General features: G+C 72.3%; 17 protein-coding genes. 8 read left to right on the top strand and 9 right to left on the bottom strand.

Features of this window, described 5'->3' with window-relative positions; genetic code table 11:
• Genes WMF39_RS14820 through hypE form a run of 5 tightly spaced genes read left to right on the top strand, consistent with a single transcriptional unit; the run spans position 1 to position 5,057 of the window.
• The gene (locus tag WMF39_RS14820) at positions 1–342 is read left to right on the top strand and encodes a hydrogenase maturation nickel metallochaperone HypA (RefSeq protein ID WP_437329410.1); all 342 of its coding nucleotides are present in this window, start codon (positions 1–3) and stop codon (positions 340–342) included.
• A 2-nt stretch (positions 343–344) separates the two neighbouring features.
• Entirely contained in the window at positions 345–2,660 is a 2,316-nt protein-coding gene (gene hypF / locus WMF39_RS14815; protein ID WP_437746152.1) for a carbamoyltransferase HypF, read from the top strand.
• Between the two features lie 2 nt (positions 2,661–2,662).
• On the top strand, positions 2,663–2,908 hold the full coding sequence (locus WMF39_RS14810) for a HypC/HybG/HupF family hydrogenase formation chaperone (protein ID WP_437746151.1): 246 nt from the start codon (positions 2,663–2,665) through the stop codon (positions 2,906–2,908).
• The gene (hypD, locus tag WMF39_RS14805; RefSeq protein ID WP_437746150.1) at positions 2,905–4,032 is read left to right on the top strand and encodes a hydrogenase formation protein HypD; all 1,128 of its coding nucleotides are present in this window, start codon (positions 2,905–2,907) and stop codon (positions 4,030–4,032) included. The genes WMF39_RS14810 and hypD overlap by 4 nt, the downstream gene beginning before the upstream one ends.
• On the top strand, positions 4,017–5,057 hold the full coding sequence (gene hypE, locus WMF39_RS14800) for a hydrogenase expression/formation protein HypE (protein ID WP_437746149.1): 1,041 nt from the start codon (positions 4,017–4,019) through the stop codon (positions 5,055–5,057). The genes hypD and hypE overlap by 16 nt, the downstream gene beginning before the upstream one ends.
• Positions 5,058–5,271: 214 nt before the next feature.
• On the opposite strand, the gene WMF39_RS14795 is transcribed toward hypE, so the two are convergent.
• Positions 5,272–5,817, bottom strand: a complete 546-nt coding sequence (locus WMF39_RS14795; protein ID WP_437746148.1) for a DUF4123 domain-containing protein — start codon at positions 5,815–5,817, stop codon at positions 5,272–5,274.
• Between the two features lie 71 nt (positions 5,818–5,888).
• Between WMF39_RS14795 and WMF39_RS14790 the strand changes: the two genes are divergently transcribed.
• On the top strand, positions 5,889–6,431 hold the full coding sequence (locus WMF39_RS14790; RefSeq protein WP_437746147.1) for a hypothetical protein: 543 nt from the start codon (positions 5,889–5,891) through the stop codon (positions 6,429–6,431).
• Between the two features lie 64 nt (positions 6,432–6,495).
• Positions 6,496–8,841 carry a DUF2169 family type VI secretion system accessory protein gene (locus WMF39_RS14785; protein WP_437746146.1) on the top strand — a complete coding sequence of 782 codons (2,346 nt, stop codon included), beginning with the start codon at positions 6,496–6,498 and terminating at the stop codon, positions 8,839–8,841.
• A gap of 18 nt (positions 8,842–8,859) precedes the next feature.
• On the opposite strand, the gene WMF39_RS14780 is transcribed toward WMF39_RS14785, so the two are convergent.
• From WMF39_RS14780 to WMF39_RS14745, 8 genes are all read right to left on the bottom strand, one after another.
• Positions 8,860–9,702 carry a DUF4123 domain-containing protein gene (locus WMF39_RS14780; RefSeq protein WP_437746145.1) on the bottom strand — a complete coding sequence of 281 codons (843 nt, stop codon included), beginning with the start codon at positions 9,700–9,702 and terminating at the stop codon, positions 8,860–8,862.
• Complete coding sequence (locus tag WMF39_RS14775; protein WP_012235334.1) at positions 9,699–10,055, bottom strand: PAAR domain-containing protein; 357 nt, start codon at positions 10,053–10,055, stop codon at positions 9,699–9,701. Before WMF39_RS14775 ends, WMF39_RS14780 begins: the two co-directional genes overlap by 4 nt.
• A 19-nt stretch (positions 10,056–10,074) precedes the next feature.
• A complete protein-coding gene (locus WMF39_RS14770; RefSeq protein ID WP_437746144.1) occupies positions 10,075–12,081 on the bottom strand; it encodes a type VI secretion system Vgr family protein in 2,007 nt (668 codons plus the stop codon).
• Positions 12,082–12,249: 168 nt separating this feature from the next.
• Positions 12,250–13,083: a class I SAM-dependent methyltransferase gene (locus WMF39_RS14765; RefSeq protein WP_437746143.1), complete on the bottom strand. Its 834-nt coding sequence runs from the start codon at positions 13,081–13,083 to the stop codon at positions 12,250–12,252.
• Entirely contained in the window at positions 13,080–13,490 is a 411-nt protein-coding gene (locus tag WMF39_RS14760) for an AraC family ligand binding domain-containing protein (protein ID WP_437746142.1), read from the bottom strand. The genes WMF39_RS14765 and WMF39_RS14760 overlap by 4 nt, the downstream gene beginning before the upstream one ends.
• Before the next feature lie 377 nt (positions 13,491–13,867).
• Complete coding sequence (locus WMF39_RS14755) at positions 13,868–14,683, bottom strand: hypothetical protein (protein WP_437746141.1); 816 nt, start codon at positions 14,681–14,683, stop codon at positions 13,868–13,870.
• The gene (locus WMF39_RS14750) at positions 14,680–14,937 is read right to left on the bottom strand and encodes a hypothetical protein (protein WP_437535862.1); all 258 of its coding nucleotides are present in this window, start codon (positions 14,935–14,937) and stop codon (positions 14,680–14,682) included. The genes WMF39_RS14755 and WMF39_RS14750 overlap by 4 nt, the downstream gene beginning before the upstream one ends.
• A 5-nt stretch (positions 14,938–14,942) precedes the next feature.
• Complete coding sequence (locus WMF39_RS14745) at positions 14,943–15,164, bottom strand: hypothetical protein (RefSeq protein WP_437746140.1); 222 nt, start codon at positions 15,162–15,164, stop codon at positions 14,943–14,945.
• 513 nt (positions 15,165–15,677) lie between these two features.
• Between WMF39_RS14745 and WMF39_RS14740 the strand changes: the two genes are divergently transcribed.
• The gene (locus WMF39_RS14740) at positions 15,678–17,255 is read left to right on the top strand and encodes a hypothetical protein (protein WP_437746139.1); all 1,578 of its coding nucleotides are present in this window, start codon (positions 15,678–15,680) and stop codon (positions 17,253–17,255) included.
• Positions 17,256–17,479 lie beyond the last annotated feature (224 nt).

Genomic DNA, 17,479 nt, shown 5'->3' with positions numbered 1-17,479 from the left:
GTGCACGAGTCGTCCATCGCTCGACAGCTGCTCTCCGCCGCGCTGGACCGCGCCGCGGCCGAGGGGGCGACGCGGGTCGTCTCGGTGCGCGGCTGGGTGGCCGAGGCCGAGGCGCTCTCGCCGGAGAGCCTCTCGCTCCACTTCGCGGCGCATGCGCGCGGCACGCCGGCCGAGGGGGCGCGCCTCGATCTGCGGCTCCACCGCGTCGAGGCGCGCTGCCTCTCGTGCGGCGGCACGTACGCGCCCGACCATCACGTCCTGCTTTGCCCGCGCTGCGGCGGCGACCAGGCGACGCTCCTCGGGCGCTTGGGGCTCGGCCTGGATGCCATGGAGGTGGAGTAGCCGTGCCGCGCCTCGCGCTCCGCGTGTACGGCATCGTCCAGGGGGTGGGCTTCCGGCCGTTCGTGTACCGGCGCGCGTCCGCGCTCGGCCTGGGCGGCTGGGTGCGGAACCGCCCCGGCGGGGTCGAGATCGAGGTGCAGGGGCCGGAGCGCAGCCTGGACGCCTTCGTCGCCGGCCTGACCCGCGAGCCCAGCGCGCCCGCGCGCGTCGAGCGCATCGAGATCGAGCGGCGGGCCGAGGAGGACACCGGTCCGTTCCAGATCCTCGGTAGCGAGGCGGAGAGCGGGGTGCGCCCGTCGATGCCCGCGGATCTCGCCGTCTGCGAGGCGTGCGCCCGCGAGGTGGACAGCGAGACCGGACGCCGCCGCCGCTACCCGTTCACGAGCTGCGCGCAGTGCGGCCCCCGCTACACGATCCTCTCGGGGCTCCCGTACGACCGGACCAGGACCACGATGGATCGCTTCCCGATGTGCCCCGCATGCGCCGCGGAGTACGCGGACCCCTCGGACCGGCGCTTCCACGCGGAGCCCATCGCCTGCCCGGCATGCGGCCCGCACGTCCAGCTCGCCGCCGCAGCCGGAGACCCGATGGATCCCGGCATTCGGGGCTCCGGGTCGCCTGACGGCGCGCTCCGCGAGGCCGCGGCCGCGGTGCTGGCGGGGAAGGTGGTCGCCGTGAAGGGGCTCGGTGGTTTCCATCTGCTGGTCGACGCGACATCGCCGGACGCGGTCGCGCTCCTGCGCCGGCGGAAGCGCCGCGACGCCAAGCCGTTCGCGGTGATGTTCGGCTCGCTCGACGCCGTGCGCAGCACCTGCCGCGTGTCTCCCGCGGAGGCGGACGCGCTGCACGGTCCCGAGGCGCCGATCGTGCTGCTGCGGCGGCTCTCGCCCGCCGCTGCGCGGGTCGCCATCGCCGACGCGGTCGCGCCGGGTACGCCGCGCCTGGGTGCGCTGCTGCCCTACACGCCGCTCCACCGGCTGGTGCTCCAGCTCGTCGGTCGCCCCGTGGTCTGCACGAGCGGCAACCTTTCGGACGAGCCTATCTGCACCGACACATCCGACGCGCTGGAGCGCCTGGGCGGCGTCGCCGACCTGTTCCTCGTGCACGACCGGCCGATCGTGCGCCCCCTCGACGACTCCGTGGTCCGCATCGGGCCGGCTGGCGTCGAGCTCCTCCGCCGCGCGCGCGGCTTCACCCCGCTGCCTCTCCCGCTGCGGGTCGCCGCCCCGCCGATCCTCGCGCTCGGCGGCCACCTGAAGAGCACGACGGCGCTCTTCTTCGACGGCCAGGTGGTCGTCAGCCAGCACCTCGGCGACGCGCACACCGCGGAGGGCGCCGCGCTCATCGAGCGCACGGCCCTCGAGCTCGCGCGCCTGTTCCGGGTGCGGCCGGAGCGCATCGCCTGCGATCTCCACCCCGACTACGCGTCCAGCCGCATCGCCGAGCAGCTCGCGGCGGACTTCCGCGCGCCGCTCGTCCGGGTACAGCACCACCACGCGCACGTCGCAGCCTGCATGGCCGAGCATGGCATCGACGGACCGGTCCTCGGCCTCGCGTGGGACGGCGCCGGCTACGGGCTCGACGGCGCCCTCTGGGGCGGCGAGGCGCTGGTCGTGGACGGGGCGTCGTTCCGCCGCGCGGCGCACCTCCGCTCCTTCCCGCTGCCGGGCGGCGAGCGCGCCATGAGGGAGCCGCGCCGCTCCGCGCTCGGCCTGCTCTGGGAGCTGCACGGCGAGGGCGCCCGGGATCACGCGCGCGCCTGGTTCCGCGAGGCCGAGCTCGGCCCGCTGTTTTCCATCCTCGCGCGCGGGACGGGCTCGCCGCGCACGACGAGCGTGGGGCGCCTGTTCGACGGGGTGGCGGCGCTCGCGGGCCTGCGCGGGGCGGCGAGCTTCGAGGGGCAGGCCGCCATGGAGCTGGAGTGCCTGGCCGAGGCGGCCGGCGAGCAGGCGGGCTATCCGCTGCCGCTGCGCGCAAGCGCGCCCGGGGTGCCGGCGGTGCTCGACTTCGGCCCGCTGATCGACGCGGTGCTGGGTGATCGGCGTGACGGCGTGCCGCCCGGCGTCATCGCGGCCCGCTTTCACGCGGCGCTCGTGGACGTCGCCGAGGCGCTCGCTGCCGCGAGCGGCCTCGGGCGCGTCGTGCTCGCGGGCGGGTGCTTCCAGAACGCGCTCCTCGCCGCGTCGATCCGCGAGCGCCTCGCGGCGCGAGGCGTCGAGGTCTACGCGCCGAAGCTCTACCCGCCGGGCGACGGCGGCCTGTCGCTCGGCCAGGTCCTCGTGGCCGCGCGGCGCGGCGCAGACGCGGTGGAGGCGTGACCATGTGCCTCGGCGTCCCCGGCAAGATCCTCGGCGTCGCGGGTGGCGACCTCCGGCTCGGCCGCGTCGCCTTCGGCGGGATCGTCAAGGAGATCTGCCTCGCCTACGTGCCGGAGGCGGAGCCCGGCGATTACGTGATCGTGCACGCGGGCTTCGCCATCAGCCGCATCGACGAGGCGTCGGCGCGGCGGACGCTCTCCTACCTCGACGAGCTCGGCGCGGCGCGCGAGGGGGAGGAGCCGCGATGAGGTTCATCGACGAGTACCGCGACGCGCAGCGCGTCGGGCCGTACGTGGATGCGATCCGGCGGGTGGTCTCTCGCCCCTGGTCGATCATGGAGGTCTGCGGCGGTCAGACGCACGCCATCGTCCGCTTCGGCCTGGACGAGCTCCTGCCCCCGGAGATCTCGCTCCTCCACGGCCCTGGCTGCCCGGTGTGCGTCACGCCGGTCGAGCTCATCGATTGTGCGCTCGAGATCGCCTCGCGCCGGGAGGTCACGTTCTGCTCGTTCGGCGACATGCTGCGCGTCCCCGGTTCGAGCGACGACCTGTTCGCGGTGAAGTCGAGGGGCGGCGACGTGCGCGTCGTCTACTCGCCGCTCGACGCGCTCGCGCTCGCCGAGCGCCTGCCGGATCGTGAGGTCGTCTTCTTCGCGGTCGGCTTCGAGACCACGGCGCCCGCGAACGCCATGGCGGCGTTCGAGGCGCGGCGCCGCCGCATCCGGAACTTCTCGCTCCTCGTGTCGCACGTGCTCGTGCCGCCCGCGATGGAGGTGATCCTCCGGGCGCCGGATCGGCGCGTCGACGGGTTTCTCGCCGCGGGCCACGTGTGTACGGTGATGGGCATCGACGCCTACCGCCCGCTCGCCGCCGAGCACCGCGTCCCCATCGTGGTCACGGGCTTCGAGCCGATGGACATCCTCCAGGGCATTTTCATGTGCGTCCGGCAGCTCGAGGAGGGCCGCACCGACGTGGAGAACCAGTACGCCCGCTCGGTGCGCGAGGCCGGCAACGAGCCCGCGCAGCGCATGATCCGGGAGGTCTTCGAGATCGTGCCCCGGACCTGGCGAGGCATCGGTCCCATCGCCGGGAGCGGGCTCGGGCTCCGGGCGCCTTACGCGGACCACGATGCAGAGCGGCGGTTCGGGGGTTCGGTGCGCAGGGCGCCGGCAGGCGACCCGGAGCCCCGGGCATCGACCGACTGCAAGAGCGGCCTCGTGCTCCAGGGGGTGATCAAGCCGCCGGACTGCCCCGCGTTCGGTGTGCGCTGCACGCCGGAGACTCCGCTGGGCGCCACGATGGTCTCCTCGGAAGGAGCGTGCGCGGCCTACTACCGTTACCGGAGGGCGGACCCGCCGTGCGGTTCGAGATGAGCTGCCCCGCGCCGCTGCGCGAAAGGACGGTCCAGCTTGCCCACGGCGGCGGCGGGCGGCTCATGCGTGAGCTCATCGAGCACGTCTTCCTGCCCGCCTTCGACAGCGCTCCGCTCTCGGCCCGTCATGACGGCGCCGTGGTGCGGCTCGGCGGCGCGTCCCTCGCGTTCACCACGGACACCTACGTCGTGCATCCGCGCTTCTTCCCCGGAGGTGACATCGGCAAGCTGTCCGTCTATGGCACGGTGAACGACCTGGCCATGACGGGCGCCCGGCCCGCTTACCTGAGCGCCGGCTTCATCGTGGAGGAGGGGCTGCCCATCGACGAGCTCCAGCAGATCGCGCTGTCGATGCGCGCCGCTGCGGACGCGTGCGGGGTCGAGCTCGTGACGGGCGACACCAAGGTGGTCGACCGGGGCAAGGGAGACGGGCTGTTCATCAACACCGCCGGCATCGGCGTGGTGCCCGAGGGCGTGGCCATCGCGCCGCGCCGGGTCCGGCCGGGCGATGCCGTACTCGTGTCCGGCGACGTGGGGCGGCACGGGATCGCGGTGCTGTCCGTGCGTGAGGCGCTGGCGTTCGAGGAGCCCGTGGAGAGCGACTGCGCGCCGGTCGAAGGCCTCGCTGCAGCGCTGCTCGAGGCGGGGATCGACGTCCACTGCCTGCGGGATCCGACGCGCGGCGGGCTCGCGGCCGTGTTGAACGAGATCGCGCTCGACGCGGGCGTCCACGTCGAGGTGGAGGAAGCGCAGATCCCCGTGGAACCTGCGGTCCTCGGGGCGTGCGAGCTGCTCGGGCTCGACCCGCTTTACGTGGCGTGCGAGGGCCGGCTCGTCGCGTTCCTGCCGGAAGCCCAGACGGAGCGCGCCCTGGCGAGCCTGCGCGACCACCCGCTCGGCCGGGGAGCCGCACGCATCGGTCGGATCGTCGGAGAGGGAAAAGGGAGCGTTGTCCTGAGGACCCGGCTCGGGACCCGGCGCACGCTCGATCTGCTCTCCGGCGAGCAGCTCCCGCGAATCTGCTGAAGCCGCGGCTCGGAGCGCGCGAAGCATTCATGTCGGGCGAGCCATGCGGGGCTCGAGCGACACGGCACGGTGGGCGTCAAGATCGTTGGGCGTTGAGCTGGTCACGACATCATCACCCGATGTCGTGCGCGCTTCTTACCTATTTTGATCTATGTCCACCGAAGGAGCGTGTCTCCGAAGTCGAGCCGAGGTGGTCCTTTCGGGAACGTCCGATTCACGCCGGCGCGGCCGCGCGGAGGTCGATCACGGAGCGCGCGAGTTCGGGCCCGGCGCGCCGGAACACGACGAGCTCCCCGGCGCCTTCGCCTTCGACCGCGTAGCGGAGGACAGGACCGAACACCTCGCCGAGCTCGCCGGCGTTGCACGTGGGCAGGTAGGTGCGCAATACCCGCGGGTCGTAGTAGCGAAAGAACATGGCCGCTCCGTCCGGACCCAGGACGCGGAGCAGGCGGCGCAGGTGCCGCCGCACTGTCTCGAGGGGAGACGGCGTGGCGAGGAAGATACCCCAGCTCTTCCCCCACCCGAGCCGGAGCAGGCGTCGCGTGAGCTCGCCCGATCGCTGGAGCCTCACCAGGTAGGGCGCCACCTGGGCCAGCTCCGGGCCCAGCTCGCCCGCGAGAAGGCAGCAGTGCGGCAGGTCCGAGGAGCGCACCGAGTCGGAGATCGCCGTGTCGCGCGCGCCGTCGAGGACGGCGTAGACCAGATCCGCCTCCGCGCCCCAGAGGTGCTGAACGATTCGATCGAGCGCGGCGTCATCCATCCATCACCTCGCGGCGGGGCCGCCCGGCGCGGCCCCGGGCATGATAACCTGCCTCCGTGCTGCGGCTGCGGTTGAACGAGCGTTTTCTCGACCTTGTCTCGCCGGAGGGCGGCGGGACCGCAAGGCCGGGCGAGGAGCGGTGGATCGATCTCTTCTGGTCGTGGGAAGAGCCGCCCCCGGGCGATCGCGTGCCGCTTCGCGGAGATCGGCTCGCGGCGCGGCGCACCATCGCCTCGCTCGGCGCGCGCGCCGAGATCCTGCACGAGCTGCGGCGGTTCCTCCGCGAGGATCGGCCCTGGCTCTCGATATCGCCGGACGATCGCGAGGTGATCGACCACCTCGCGGCCGCGCTCGCGGCGGGGCAGGTGCACCTCGCGGAGGCCCCGGACCAGGGTGGCTCCGGGAAGGACTTGGCCCAGCCCGCGCCCTCTCCCGCCGCGGCGGTCCCGGCCCAGCGCCCGCGCGCCGCGGCAGCGCCGGCGGAGGAGCCCGACGACGCGCAGGAGGAGCCGTGCTGGCCGTGCCTGCAGCGGGCCGCCGCCTCGGCCCAGGCGTTCCGGGACGCGGCCGCGGCAGGGCTCCCGTTCATCGCGGACAGCCCGCGCGCCCCCTGACGGCGCGGAGCGCCGCGCCTGACCGAATCCAATTTGCCGGAGTGGTGGTACCGTCGGCCCACCTATGGACGTCGTCTCCGACGGGCCGCTCCCCGTCGCCTCGCTCCTCTGGCAGGTGCGCTCCTTGACCTGGGTGCTCACCGTCGTCTGCAAGGCGACGTTCACGCTCGCGCCGGGCGAGTCGCCGCTCGCGCCCGCGCAGGAGCCGATCCGCGAGCGCGACGCGCACCTGGACGACGACCCCGCGCGGAGCCTCATCGAGGCGAGCGATCTCGCGCCGCTGAAGCAGGGCGCCGATGTCGTCCTCGTCGGCCACGCCCACGCGCCCGGCGGCAGCCCCGCGCGGTCGCTGATCGCGCGGATGGCGGTGGGCGAGATCGACAAACCCATTCAGGTGTTCTGCGATCGCCGGTTCACCCAGGAGGGCGAGCTCCAGGAAGGAGCGCACTTCACGACGATGCCGCTCGCCTACGAGCGCGCCGCGGGCGGGCCGGACACGGACAACCCTGCGGGCATCCATCGCGAGGCGCGCGACGCCCGCGGCAGGGCCGCCGTCCCGAACCTCCTCCCCGTGGATCGGATCGTGGCCAGCCCGGACGACCCCATCGCGGCGGTGGGCTTCGGGCCCATCGCCCCCACCTGGCCTTTGCGGCGCCGCAGGCTCGGCAGACACGCGGCGGCCTGGTCGTCGGGAGCGCTCCTCTCGAGCCCGCTGCCGGAGGATCTCGATCGCACCTTCTTCAACGTCGCTCCGCTCGATCAGCGCCTGCTGCAGCTCCGCGAGGACGAGCAGATCGTGCTCGAGAACCTCCATCCTCGCCACCCGCGCCTCGTCACCAGCCTTCCCGGCGTCCGCCCGCGGGCGACCGTCACCGGCCGCGCCGGCGGGCCGCGCGATCTCGCCATGCGCTGCGACACGCTCGTGATCGACACCGCTCGCCTCCTCTGCACGCTGACCTGGCGAGGCCAGCTCCCGCTCGCGAGCCCCAAGGAGTCAGGGCAGATCCGCGTCTCGCTGGAGCGGCCCGCGAGGCAGGCGCCGGCCGAGGCACCCACCCCCGCGGCGCCGGGGCCCCAGCCGCCGCCGCGGGTGGCCCCGGCCGCGCCCAAGGTGAAGCCTCCCTCCCTCGGCCCGTCGAAGCAGACCGTCGACATGCCGGTGAAGTCGCTCGACGCCGTGCAGGCGCCGATCATGCCCTTTCGCGCGGGACCGCCCACGCCGCCTCCTCCCGAGGCGCCCGCTCCGCGCCGAGCCGAGCCGCCCGGTGTCCGGCCGAAGCCGAGCTCGACCGAGGGCCAGACGGGCGATCTCACCGAGGACGCGACGAAGGTGCCTCTCCCCTTCGTCGCCCCGTCCTCGGCGCCGCCCCCCGCCGCCGCATCGAACACCCCTCCTTCGAACACCCCTCCTCCCAACACCCCTTCTCCGATCCCTGCCCCGCCGATCGCGAAGGCCGGCGAGCCGGTGAGCCCCTGGGCGGCCGGCGCTCCGCAGCCCGGGTCGAGCGCCATGGGCATGATCCCGCACGCGCCGGCGGCGCCGCAGACCATCGGCGCGATGCTCGCGGGCACAGGCGGGGCAGCGGACGCCAGCGCCGCGCTCGCGCCGGCGCAGCGGGACGCGCTGACGCTCGTCTGGTTCGATCGGAAGAGCGTGCCGCGCATCGTCCGCAAGCCGGCCTGGCAGCGCCTGCTCGACGCGATGGAGGCCGAGCCCCTCGACCCGGAGGCCGACGATCCGGCGCTCTCCGACGAGCCCGCCGAGATCGAGGATCGGGCGCAGGTCTTCGAGATCCTCGATCGCGGCGCGGCCGCCGACGTCGCGGGCGTGCACGGGGCGCTCGCGCGCGCCGCCGGCAAGCGCGGCATGCCGGTGCCGCCCCTCGAGCTGATCGAGGGCGAGCTCTCGCTGTCCTTTGACGAAGTGGAGACGCTGAAGGCGCTTGTCTCCACGGCGACGCCGCTCGCGACAGGCGACGACGCGCTCGCGGCGGCGCTCGGGGCCGCCGAGAAATTCCTCGCCACGCCGGGCGTCTCGACGGCGCCCGCCGTCGCCGAGGCGCTGTGCGGGAAGATCCGCGAGGCGCTCGGCCACGGCAAGAGGGGCCGTGTAGAGCTCGCGAACGAGCAGGTGGAGCGCGCGCTGCTCGAGCAGCGGCACTACCAGAAGCGCAAGGTGCTGGGCGGGCCGCACCTGCGCGGGCTGCTGCGCGTCGCGGGAGAGACGCAGCCGCTCGTGATCTACCTGCCGGCCTCGATCGCCGAGGCGCTGCCGCTCTCGGCGCGCTTCCGAGCGCGGGTGATCGCGGCGGTGCACCCGGCGATGGACGAGCGGGAGGCGGAGCCGGTGGCGCTCCAGGCGGCGGCGCTGGGGCGGGTGGTGCAGGTCAGGCAGCCGCGCGCATCATGAGGATCCGGACAGGCGCCGTCACGCCCCCCCGAGCCGCAGCGCCTCGCCCGTCTCGCCCTCGATGACGAACCCGCCGATCTCCGTCCCCAGGATCTCGCTCCGCTGCCGCGCCGAGCACGACGGCAGGAACAACCGCAGCACCCGCGGATCGTAGAACCGGAAATAGAGCCCCCTCCCCGTCTCTTCGTCCCTCACGATCAGCGACCGCCGCAATCTCTGCCGCACCTCTCGAAGAGGCCTCCGCCCGGTCAGGTAGACTCCCCAGCTCTCGCCCCACCCCTCGTTCACGAGCACCGGCAGGAGCGCCGACCCCTTCTCGATCCGCACCAGGTGCGGCGCCGCCCGGGCCATCGCCTCGCCCGCGACGCCCTCGAAGAGCGAGCGATTCTCGTCCTCGCAGGCGCGCAGCAGCGTGAGGATGCGCCGTTCGCGGGCGGCGTCGAGGAGGGCGAAGAGCGGCTCCGGCTCGCTCTGCAGCGCCTCCAGCGCGACCTCCCGCGCGGCGAGCAGCTCCCGTGACGGCGGCGGGCGCGGCAGCGCTGGCGGGAGATCGGCGCCCAGCTCGTCGGGCACGAGCCGCAGCAGGAAGTGGGTTTGCCCCGCGACGACGAGCGCGCCGTCGCCGATCGTGGCCTCGGCGACCGCCTTGCCGTCGACCTGCGTCCCCCGGCGGCTCCGATCGACGAGCCGGCACACGGCGCCATCCCAGGCCACCTCGAAATGCACCGGCGCCATCTGCTCGTCCTGCGAGATCACGATATCCGCCCGCCCGAGGCGCCCCACGCGCAGCGCCTCGCCGGCCTGGAGGCGCACGCGCCGCCCGGCGAGCAGCCCTGATGTCACATGGAGCAGCGCCTTCACCCGGCGCCGTCCATCCGGCAGCTCTCGCAATCGAGGAACGGAGTCCCCGACACGGACGCGGCGAGCAACGCATCGATGGTGGGGGTCGAGCCGATGTTCACCGTCGGACACCCCGTCACGATCGCGCCCTTCGGCGCCGTCTCGTCGCCGAGACGCGCGGCCATGGCGCCCTCGATGAACACGGTCGCCGAGCCCTGGACGATCGCGGCGCTGGCCGGGCACGCGGCGCGATCGCCGACCCGCGCCGCGGGCAGGAAGCCGATGTTCACCGTCCTGGCCGACGAGACGATCGGCGTGGGCCCAGGGTGGGTCTGGCAGGTGTGCAGATCGGTGAGGCGCGCGGCGGCGGGCATGATCTCGCTCCTCCTCGTCTCAGGGAGACGGCGTGTCCTTGGGGTGCGCCTCTTCGGCCTGGAGCGGCGCCGCCGGGTTCGCGCCCTGGCCGGCGCCCGGCGCGCCGCCGCTGTTGATGTTGACGATGGATCCCACGATGTCGACGCCCCCCGGGTGGATGTCGATGAAGCCTCCAGGCCCCTTGATGGTGAGCCGCTGCCCGGCCTCGAGCACCAGGGTCGCGCCCGCCTTGATGTGAAGCTGCTTGCCGGCCTCGAGCGCGTGGTTCGCGCCCACGCGCTCGTCCCGGTTCACCGCGACCGTGAGCGACACCGAGCCGTCGACGGCCGTTCGCTGGTCCAGCTTCACGTGCACGTGGTCGCCCCCGTGGACGAGCTGCTTTCGCGCGCCCTTCACGACCACGTGCTCGTCGCCGCCCACGGTGCTCCGCTTGTGGCGCGCGGTGCGCTCGACCTCATCGCGCTTGACGAGCTGGTTCCTGTCGCGCTGCGCCTGCATGTAGACGAGCTCCTGGCCCGCCTGGTCCTCGAACTTGATCTCGTTGTACCCCGCGCCGCCGGGCGACGAGCTGCTCTTCCAGGTGCTCACCGTCTTGTGATCCGGCAGCTTGTACGGCACGAGCTCGCGGCCGTTGAAGGCGCGCCCGGCCACGATCGGGAGATCTGGATCGCCGTCGAGGAAGGCCACCAGCACCTCCTGGCCGACGCGGGGGAGCATGAACATCCCGAACCCGGCGCCCGCCCAGCCCTGGCTCACGCGCATCCAGCACGAGCTGTTGTCGTCGAGCTTGCCCTCGCGATCCCACGGGAACTGCACGCGCACCCGCCCGAGCTCGTCGGTGTGGATCTCGGCGCCCGGCGGCCCCACCACGGTCGCGCTCTGCAGCCCGGGCGCGACCGGCCTGGGCGTCTTGCGCGCCGGCCGGTACGGGACCTTGGAATCGGCGAAGAGCGCGCGCCCGCGCACGCTCCACGGCTCGCCGAGCGAGGCCACGATCTCGAGCTCGGCCACCAAGAGCGGCCCTCTTCCGAACTCCGGGTGCGGGTGCTGATCGACGGCGAAGACCCGGCCGGGGTAGAGGTCGATCACGTTGGCCTCGAAGAGCACGCCGCGCTTGTCGGCGCGCATCGCCGCGAGGACCCGTGTCGAGAGATCGGCTCCGTGCTTCGGGTCGTGGCGGTAAACGCCCTTGGCGTCGCCGATGGGCGCGCCGCCCCCGGCGCTCGCGGCGAGGAACGCGCCGGGCTCGTAGCGGTACTGCTCGTACTTCGCCTCGGGCGCGGGCGCCGGGGGCGCCTCGCCGGTGAGCGCGAACGAGGGCTTGCGGAAGTCGTGGCCGCGGATCGTGCTCGCGCCGGGCCGGACCTCGTGGCCGAGCCGCACCCTGGTGACGAACTCGCGCTCGGCGGTCTCGATGGGGTTGTCGACGTACGGCAGCGGCGGCCCCGGCCTCAGCGGCTCCGCCTCGAGCTTGTCGCTCAGCGTGAGCTTGGTGTCCGCCCCGCGGTCGGGGAAGGTGTAGGCGATGCCCGCCTCCTCGAGGAGGCGGGAGAGAAAGGCGTGATCACTCTCGCCGTGCTGGACCTTGTACTCGAGCCTGGGGTACGCGCCGCGATCGATCTTCCACGCCGGCTCGATCGCCCACTCGCCGAGGAGCGCGTCGACGATGTCGGGGATGGAGAGGTGCTGGTAGATGCGGTGGCCGCGGCGCTGGGTGAGCAGCCAGAGGCGCGGCACGATGCGGAGGTAGTACGTCGAGAGCCCCGTCGGCTCGGCCTGCACCTGCTCCACGTGGCTGCACACGCCTTGCCAGAGCCTGCTGCTCAGCCAGTGGAGGTGCGCGGCGTCGGGCTGGATCTGGAGCGACGCGCTCTGGCCGACGAGCGACTCCAGCTCGAGATCCGAGAGCCTGGACCGGGCCCACACCGAGACGGCGAAGAGCTCGGAGACAGCCTCCTGGACCACGACACGGCGCACGGAGAGCGAGGCCTCCCCGGACTGGAACGAGAGCTCGAAGATCGACATTCGGATCGGTCCTGGGTGCGAGCGCCGCCGCGGGAGGCTGCGGAGAGCGGATGGTAGCCCACCTCGGAAAAGAACGGGGGCGTGGCAGCCAGGAGCATCGCGTCGTCCTGGCCCCGAGACCAGACAAACGTCGGCGCAATCCAGAAAAAACCCTCGAGATTCAGGGAGTCAGCCTTCGCGTCCCCACGAGTGCGCCGGGGCGAGCCGCGCCTCGAACCAGCAGAACGTCTCGCGCACCCGGAACACGCCGCCGTCGCCGTGCTGCTCGGCGAACCGAGAGAGCGCCGCGGGCTCGACGGCCCTCGGGTCGAACCGGTCGTGGGTCGTCGCCTGCCACCACCGCAGCAATGCGTCCAGCGTCGGATACACGTGAGTTCCATGCTGCTCCTCCAGGCGGAGCAGCTGGAGCCCGGCGCCCTCGACGTGGTGCGCGAGCGCCGCGGCGTCCTCGAAGGCGAAATCCCGCAGGATCTTCTCCCCCGAAGGGTCGGCGAGCCGCGAGAGCTCCCCGACGAGCGCGGGGAGCGACGAGACGCACTGGACGAGGATGCGCCCTGCGGGGCGGAGCAGGTCGCGCATCAGGCGGAGGACCGCGCGCTTGTCGCGGATCCAGTGAAACACGAAGTTCGAGAAGAAGAGATCGAAGGGGCGGCCCCGGGCGACCTCGCCGAGGGTCTCGGCCGCCGCCACCTGGAACTCCAGGTTGGGCGCGCCTGCGGTGCGCCGGGCGAGCGCGATCCGCGCCTCGTCCGGATCGATCCCAAGGACGCGCCCGTCGGGGCCCACGATCTCGGCGAGCTGCCGCGTGAGGCCGCCGGTGCCGCAGCCGAGGTCCAGCACGAGCTCGCCCCGCCTCACGCCGGCGAACGCGATGAGGCGCTCGCCGCGCCCCCTCTGCCAGAGGCTCCCTCTCCGGTAGGCCTGCGCGGCGCTCGACGCGGCCACGGCGGGCCTCCTGACGCCAACGTCCTTGTCGAGGCTCCGAGGAAGGTCACGTCTCATGTCGCACCCCCATGGTCGAAGCGCACGGTGATGAAGTAGCCAGAGCCCTCGACCACGTTCGCCGAGTGCGGGACGCCCGGCGGGATCCAGATGCTCGTGCTCTCGGTGACGTGGTGGACGCGGGAACCGAGCTCGACGCGGTACTCGAGGCCCGCGGGATCCGGGAGGATCAGGTTGATCTCCGGGCCGTCGTGGGTGTGAAGCGCCGTGTAGTCCCGGCGCGCCGCCTCGGCGCTGTCCACCCGGTGAACCGCCAGGTGAACCGGGAACCCCGCGGCGAAGAACCTGCGGATGCACTCGACGTCCTCATGGAATGCGACCGAGGACAGCGGGCTCGGCACGTTGGCGCAGAGGACCGCCTCGTCGATCCGCTTTTCGACAGAGAGGGACCTCGAGAGGAGATTCATTGTCGTCATCGGTATCGGCGCAGACATCATGGCGCTCAGCTCCGTGTGATGGCGCGGCGGCGCCGCGCGCCCGTGGACGGGAGTCGCGAGCGGGCAACAACGCAACGCGCATGCCGCCAGGCGCGCCCTCCCCGGCGTGACGCCCATGGGCGCAGCGCAAGCGCGCCGACGCGGCAAATTCGACCCCAATGGGCGCGCCGCGGCGCGCGCCGGGCCGACGGCTCGACCTCTGCGCCGGGCGAGCCGCCGTGACATGTCACGGCCGACAGCGTGACATGTCACACCCGAGAGCGTGACATGTCACGCCCGCCGTCACGCTCTGATCGTGCCATCGCGCGCCGCCGGGGCGACCTGTGGCAAGCACCGCACCACCGTCGTCAGTCGGTGATCGTCTCGTATTGCAGCATCGTCCCGCACGCCGCCGCGAAGTACCCGAGGAGCAACATCATGTCCACGCCTGGCCCGAACGCGGTCATCTTCGCCGAGGAGAAGAACGCGAACAGGATGTCTCCCACGGCCATGAGCGCGCAGCCCGCGAGCAGCGATCCCCAGATCGCCCACACCTTGCCGCCGCGGAAGGCGCGCGTGATCCGCAGCATCACCAGCGCGGGGACGAGCGCGATCAGATCGAGGATGGGATAGGCGATGTTGATGAGCCGCTCGCCGAGCGGCACCGGCGCGCGCGCGATCGGGGCGAGCAGGGGATAACCGACGATCGCCATCGCCGCCGCGGCGCCCGCGGCGATGCCGAGGTGCTCGCGCGCGCTGCCGACGGGGAAGCCGGACGCGCGGTACACGAAGACGAAGCGCACCGACGCGGCGATCAGCATCGCATATCCCAGGAGGAACGCGGCGTCCGCGATCGACGGCAGCGGCGTGGGCGCGCGCGCGACGAGCGGATAGTACACGAGCCCGACCTGGCCCAGGGTGAAGAGCGCGAGCCACGCGCCGAGCAGGAACCACGGGCCGCGCGCCGGGTTGTCGCGCTCGAGGCGCGCGGCGCTGCGCAGGCCGAACACGGCGGCGACCGCGAGGCACGCGAGCCGCACGAGCGGACCCACGGTGTCGACGACCGACGTCGGGAGGATCCGCTCGGAGAGCTCGGCGGCCTGTGGCAGGAGGCGCGGGACGTACACCGCGCACACGATCGTCACCACCACCGGCGCCACGCGGCGAACGGGGACTCGCGTCATCGAGCTCCTCCCTGCGCCCCGATCGCGGCGCGCGCCTCGTCGAGGATCCGCTGGGCCTTGTCGCGCCCGACGAACACGCCGAGCCCCGGCGCGACCGCGGCGAGCAAGCGCTCCACGTCGGCCGGGGAGAGGCGCCCGTGCTTGAAACCCAGCTTGTCCGCCTGGCTGCGCACGGCCGCGCGCGCCATGTTCTCGCCGAGGTACGGCGCGAGCACGTGCACCAGCTTCTTGATGACCTCGTCCGCCGGGAGCATCGCCCTCAGCAGCGACGCGCCATGACGGCCGGGAGCTCGCCCAGGCGGACGACGTGGATGGTCATGGGGGCGCTCGCAAGGTAGACCGCGCCGCGCGAGAGGGTCAACGAGGCAGAGGAAGCGCCCGCGGGCCGACCCACGTGCTCCGTGACGATCTCCGAGAGCTCATCGAGCTGCCCACGCGCGAGCCGGCGCTCGAGAGCCGCGGTGTTCGCGCCGCAGCGCAAACGCGATACCCTCCTTCAGGGTTTGAAGCGTCACGAGGTCGCCGAGACAGACGCCCTGTTCGATCAACGACGGATGAGGTCGCTCTCCGCGTCCAGCATCGCTGGCCTGCGGAGCTCGCCTTCCCATGGCGCCCCCTTGATCTCGGAGGTCAGCGGAACGGCTGGGCAGAAACGGGCAATTTATGGCCTCACTGAACGGGATCAACCATCGATACAGCTTCACTTTTCCAAGAGGAAGGCGGATGGCGCACGGAACCCTCAATCACCAGGGTGAGCGGCGATCACCCTTGACATACTAAATACTCTTTACTTTCCCTCTCCCCGCGGCTCATCCAACGACGGTGATGATCGTTTTGGAGCAAATTTACACCCGCTTCTCTGCTCGGAAGCCTCGTGCTACGCAAATACTACCGGCGGTTGGCCGATGCTCCATCTGGCGTCTGGCTCAGCGGCTGCGCGGAAGCATGCACCCGGCACCCAGCGGTCCGGCATCCAGCGGTAACGAGGAGCACCATGCGAATCAACGATCAGGCAGGTCCGTCCACCGTGTCATTGGGCAAGAGGTCTCAACGCACGTTCGGTTTCCTCTCGTGCGTTACGGCCTTGCTGCTGGGCGCCTGTGGCGGCGAAGATCCCGACGTCGGGGGCTCTGGTGGAGCAGGCGGCGCCGGCGTGTCGTCCACCTCCACCACGACCTCGTCGTTGACCGGCACAAGCGCCGGCCCCGGCACGAGCGGCGCCGGCACCGGCGACCCCTCCACCTCCGGCGCGACCACGGGCTCCTCCTCGTCGACCGGAGATCCCACCGGTGGCACCGGCGGCTCGAGCGGGACGGGCGACACGCACCCGAAGGATCATTGCGTGGATGGTTACGATCCCCATCCCAGCGACGCGACGATGAAGGACGGCTCGGCGGAGTTCGTGAAGAACAACCAGATCGATCTCACGGTTCAGCCGGAAGTCATCGCCTGGATGGAGGAGAACGAATGGCAAGCCGCCCACTTCGAGTGGCATAGCATCCGGCGCTGCAATGGCGGCATGGGCATGAGCAGGGTCAATATCTGCAGGTCGGCGGTCCCGGTCCCGTCGGACCAGGAGTGCAAGACGACGGGCGACGGCTTCCAGTTCCTCGCCATGCACCGGCACATGATCCAGTCGCTGAAGCAGCTCTGGCCGAAGCACTCGGAGCAGTTCGAGGGCTTCAAGAAGTTCCCCACGACGGCGGAGGAGCTGCCCCAGCAGTGGAGATCGGACTTCAGGCCCTGGAGCGCCACGACGCTCGCCAACGCGAAGATCGGCGACGAGATCGACAAGCCGGAGAACCTGAGCCGCTTCCCGGACGAGGGCGCGCTCGGTATGTGGCTCCAGTGCTTCGCCGGCCAGGCCATCCCGGGCACCAACCTGCAGGCCAGCGGCCTGCACGGGGATCTCCACTTCAAGTGGGTGCGCCCCCAGAACACCGATCACGGCCTCGGCAACCAGTTCACGAACATCGACAACTACATGTTCTGGAAGCTGCACGGCTGGATCGACAACGTCTGGGAAAAGTACCGTGTCGCCAAGGGCATGTCGCCCACCGACCAGAAGCTGAAGGACGCGGTGGCCGCCCAGTGCTACGAGATGGACGCGATCGCTCAGGTCATCAATCCCGACCTGAAGCCGGATCCGGATCCGGGGAATCCCCTCCCCGAGGAGTCCGGCGTGTTCCACACCACCGTCCGTCCGATCTTCGAGAGCGCGATCCACAAGTGCAGCGGTTGCCATGCCGCGCCGTCGACCGGTCCCGCAGCAGGTCTGTCGCTCGGCGGCGACATCAGCTCGACGGACATCGTCGCGGGCCTCGTCAACAAGGCCGCCAAGGGCGGCGGGCAGTTCAAGCTCGTGGTCCCGGGAAATCCGGACCAGAGCTGGCTCTACCTCAAGGTCGCAGGGACGGCCGGGAGCGCCGGATGCAGGCCTTCTGCCGGAGGCACCTGCCAGACGGGCGTCATGCCGCAGGCCGCGGATGGCAAGCCGAGCGTGACGAGCGCTGAGCTCGCGGCCCTCCGCCAGTGGATCCAGAGCGGCGCGCCCGCGCCGACGAAGAACTAGGCTCGCCCCGCTCGGCCTCCCCCACGGCCCGCTCGCCCCTGCGCATGCCCGGCCCCTGGGGGGCAACCCCCCGTCAAGGCACGCCTCACCATCGTCATCGATGAACGCCGCCGGCTCGATGCCACCCCCCACGGTGCGCGAGCCGGCGGGCGACCCAACGCGCCCTCGAGCGGGCCCGTGGGCCTCTCGCTCTCGGCCACGCGGATGACCATGCAGGCGGCCGG

It is taken from the genome of Sorangium sp. So ce1504 (assembly GCF_051521635.1).
GTDB classification, from domain to species: domain Bacteria; phylum Myxococcota_A; class Polyangia; order Polyangiales; family Polyangiaceae; genus Sorangium; species Sorangium cellulosum_B.
Note: the sequence above shows the minus strand (reverse complement) of the source record. Positions and strands in the feature narration are given on the sequence as shown.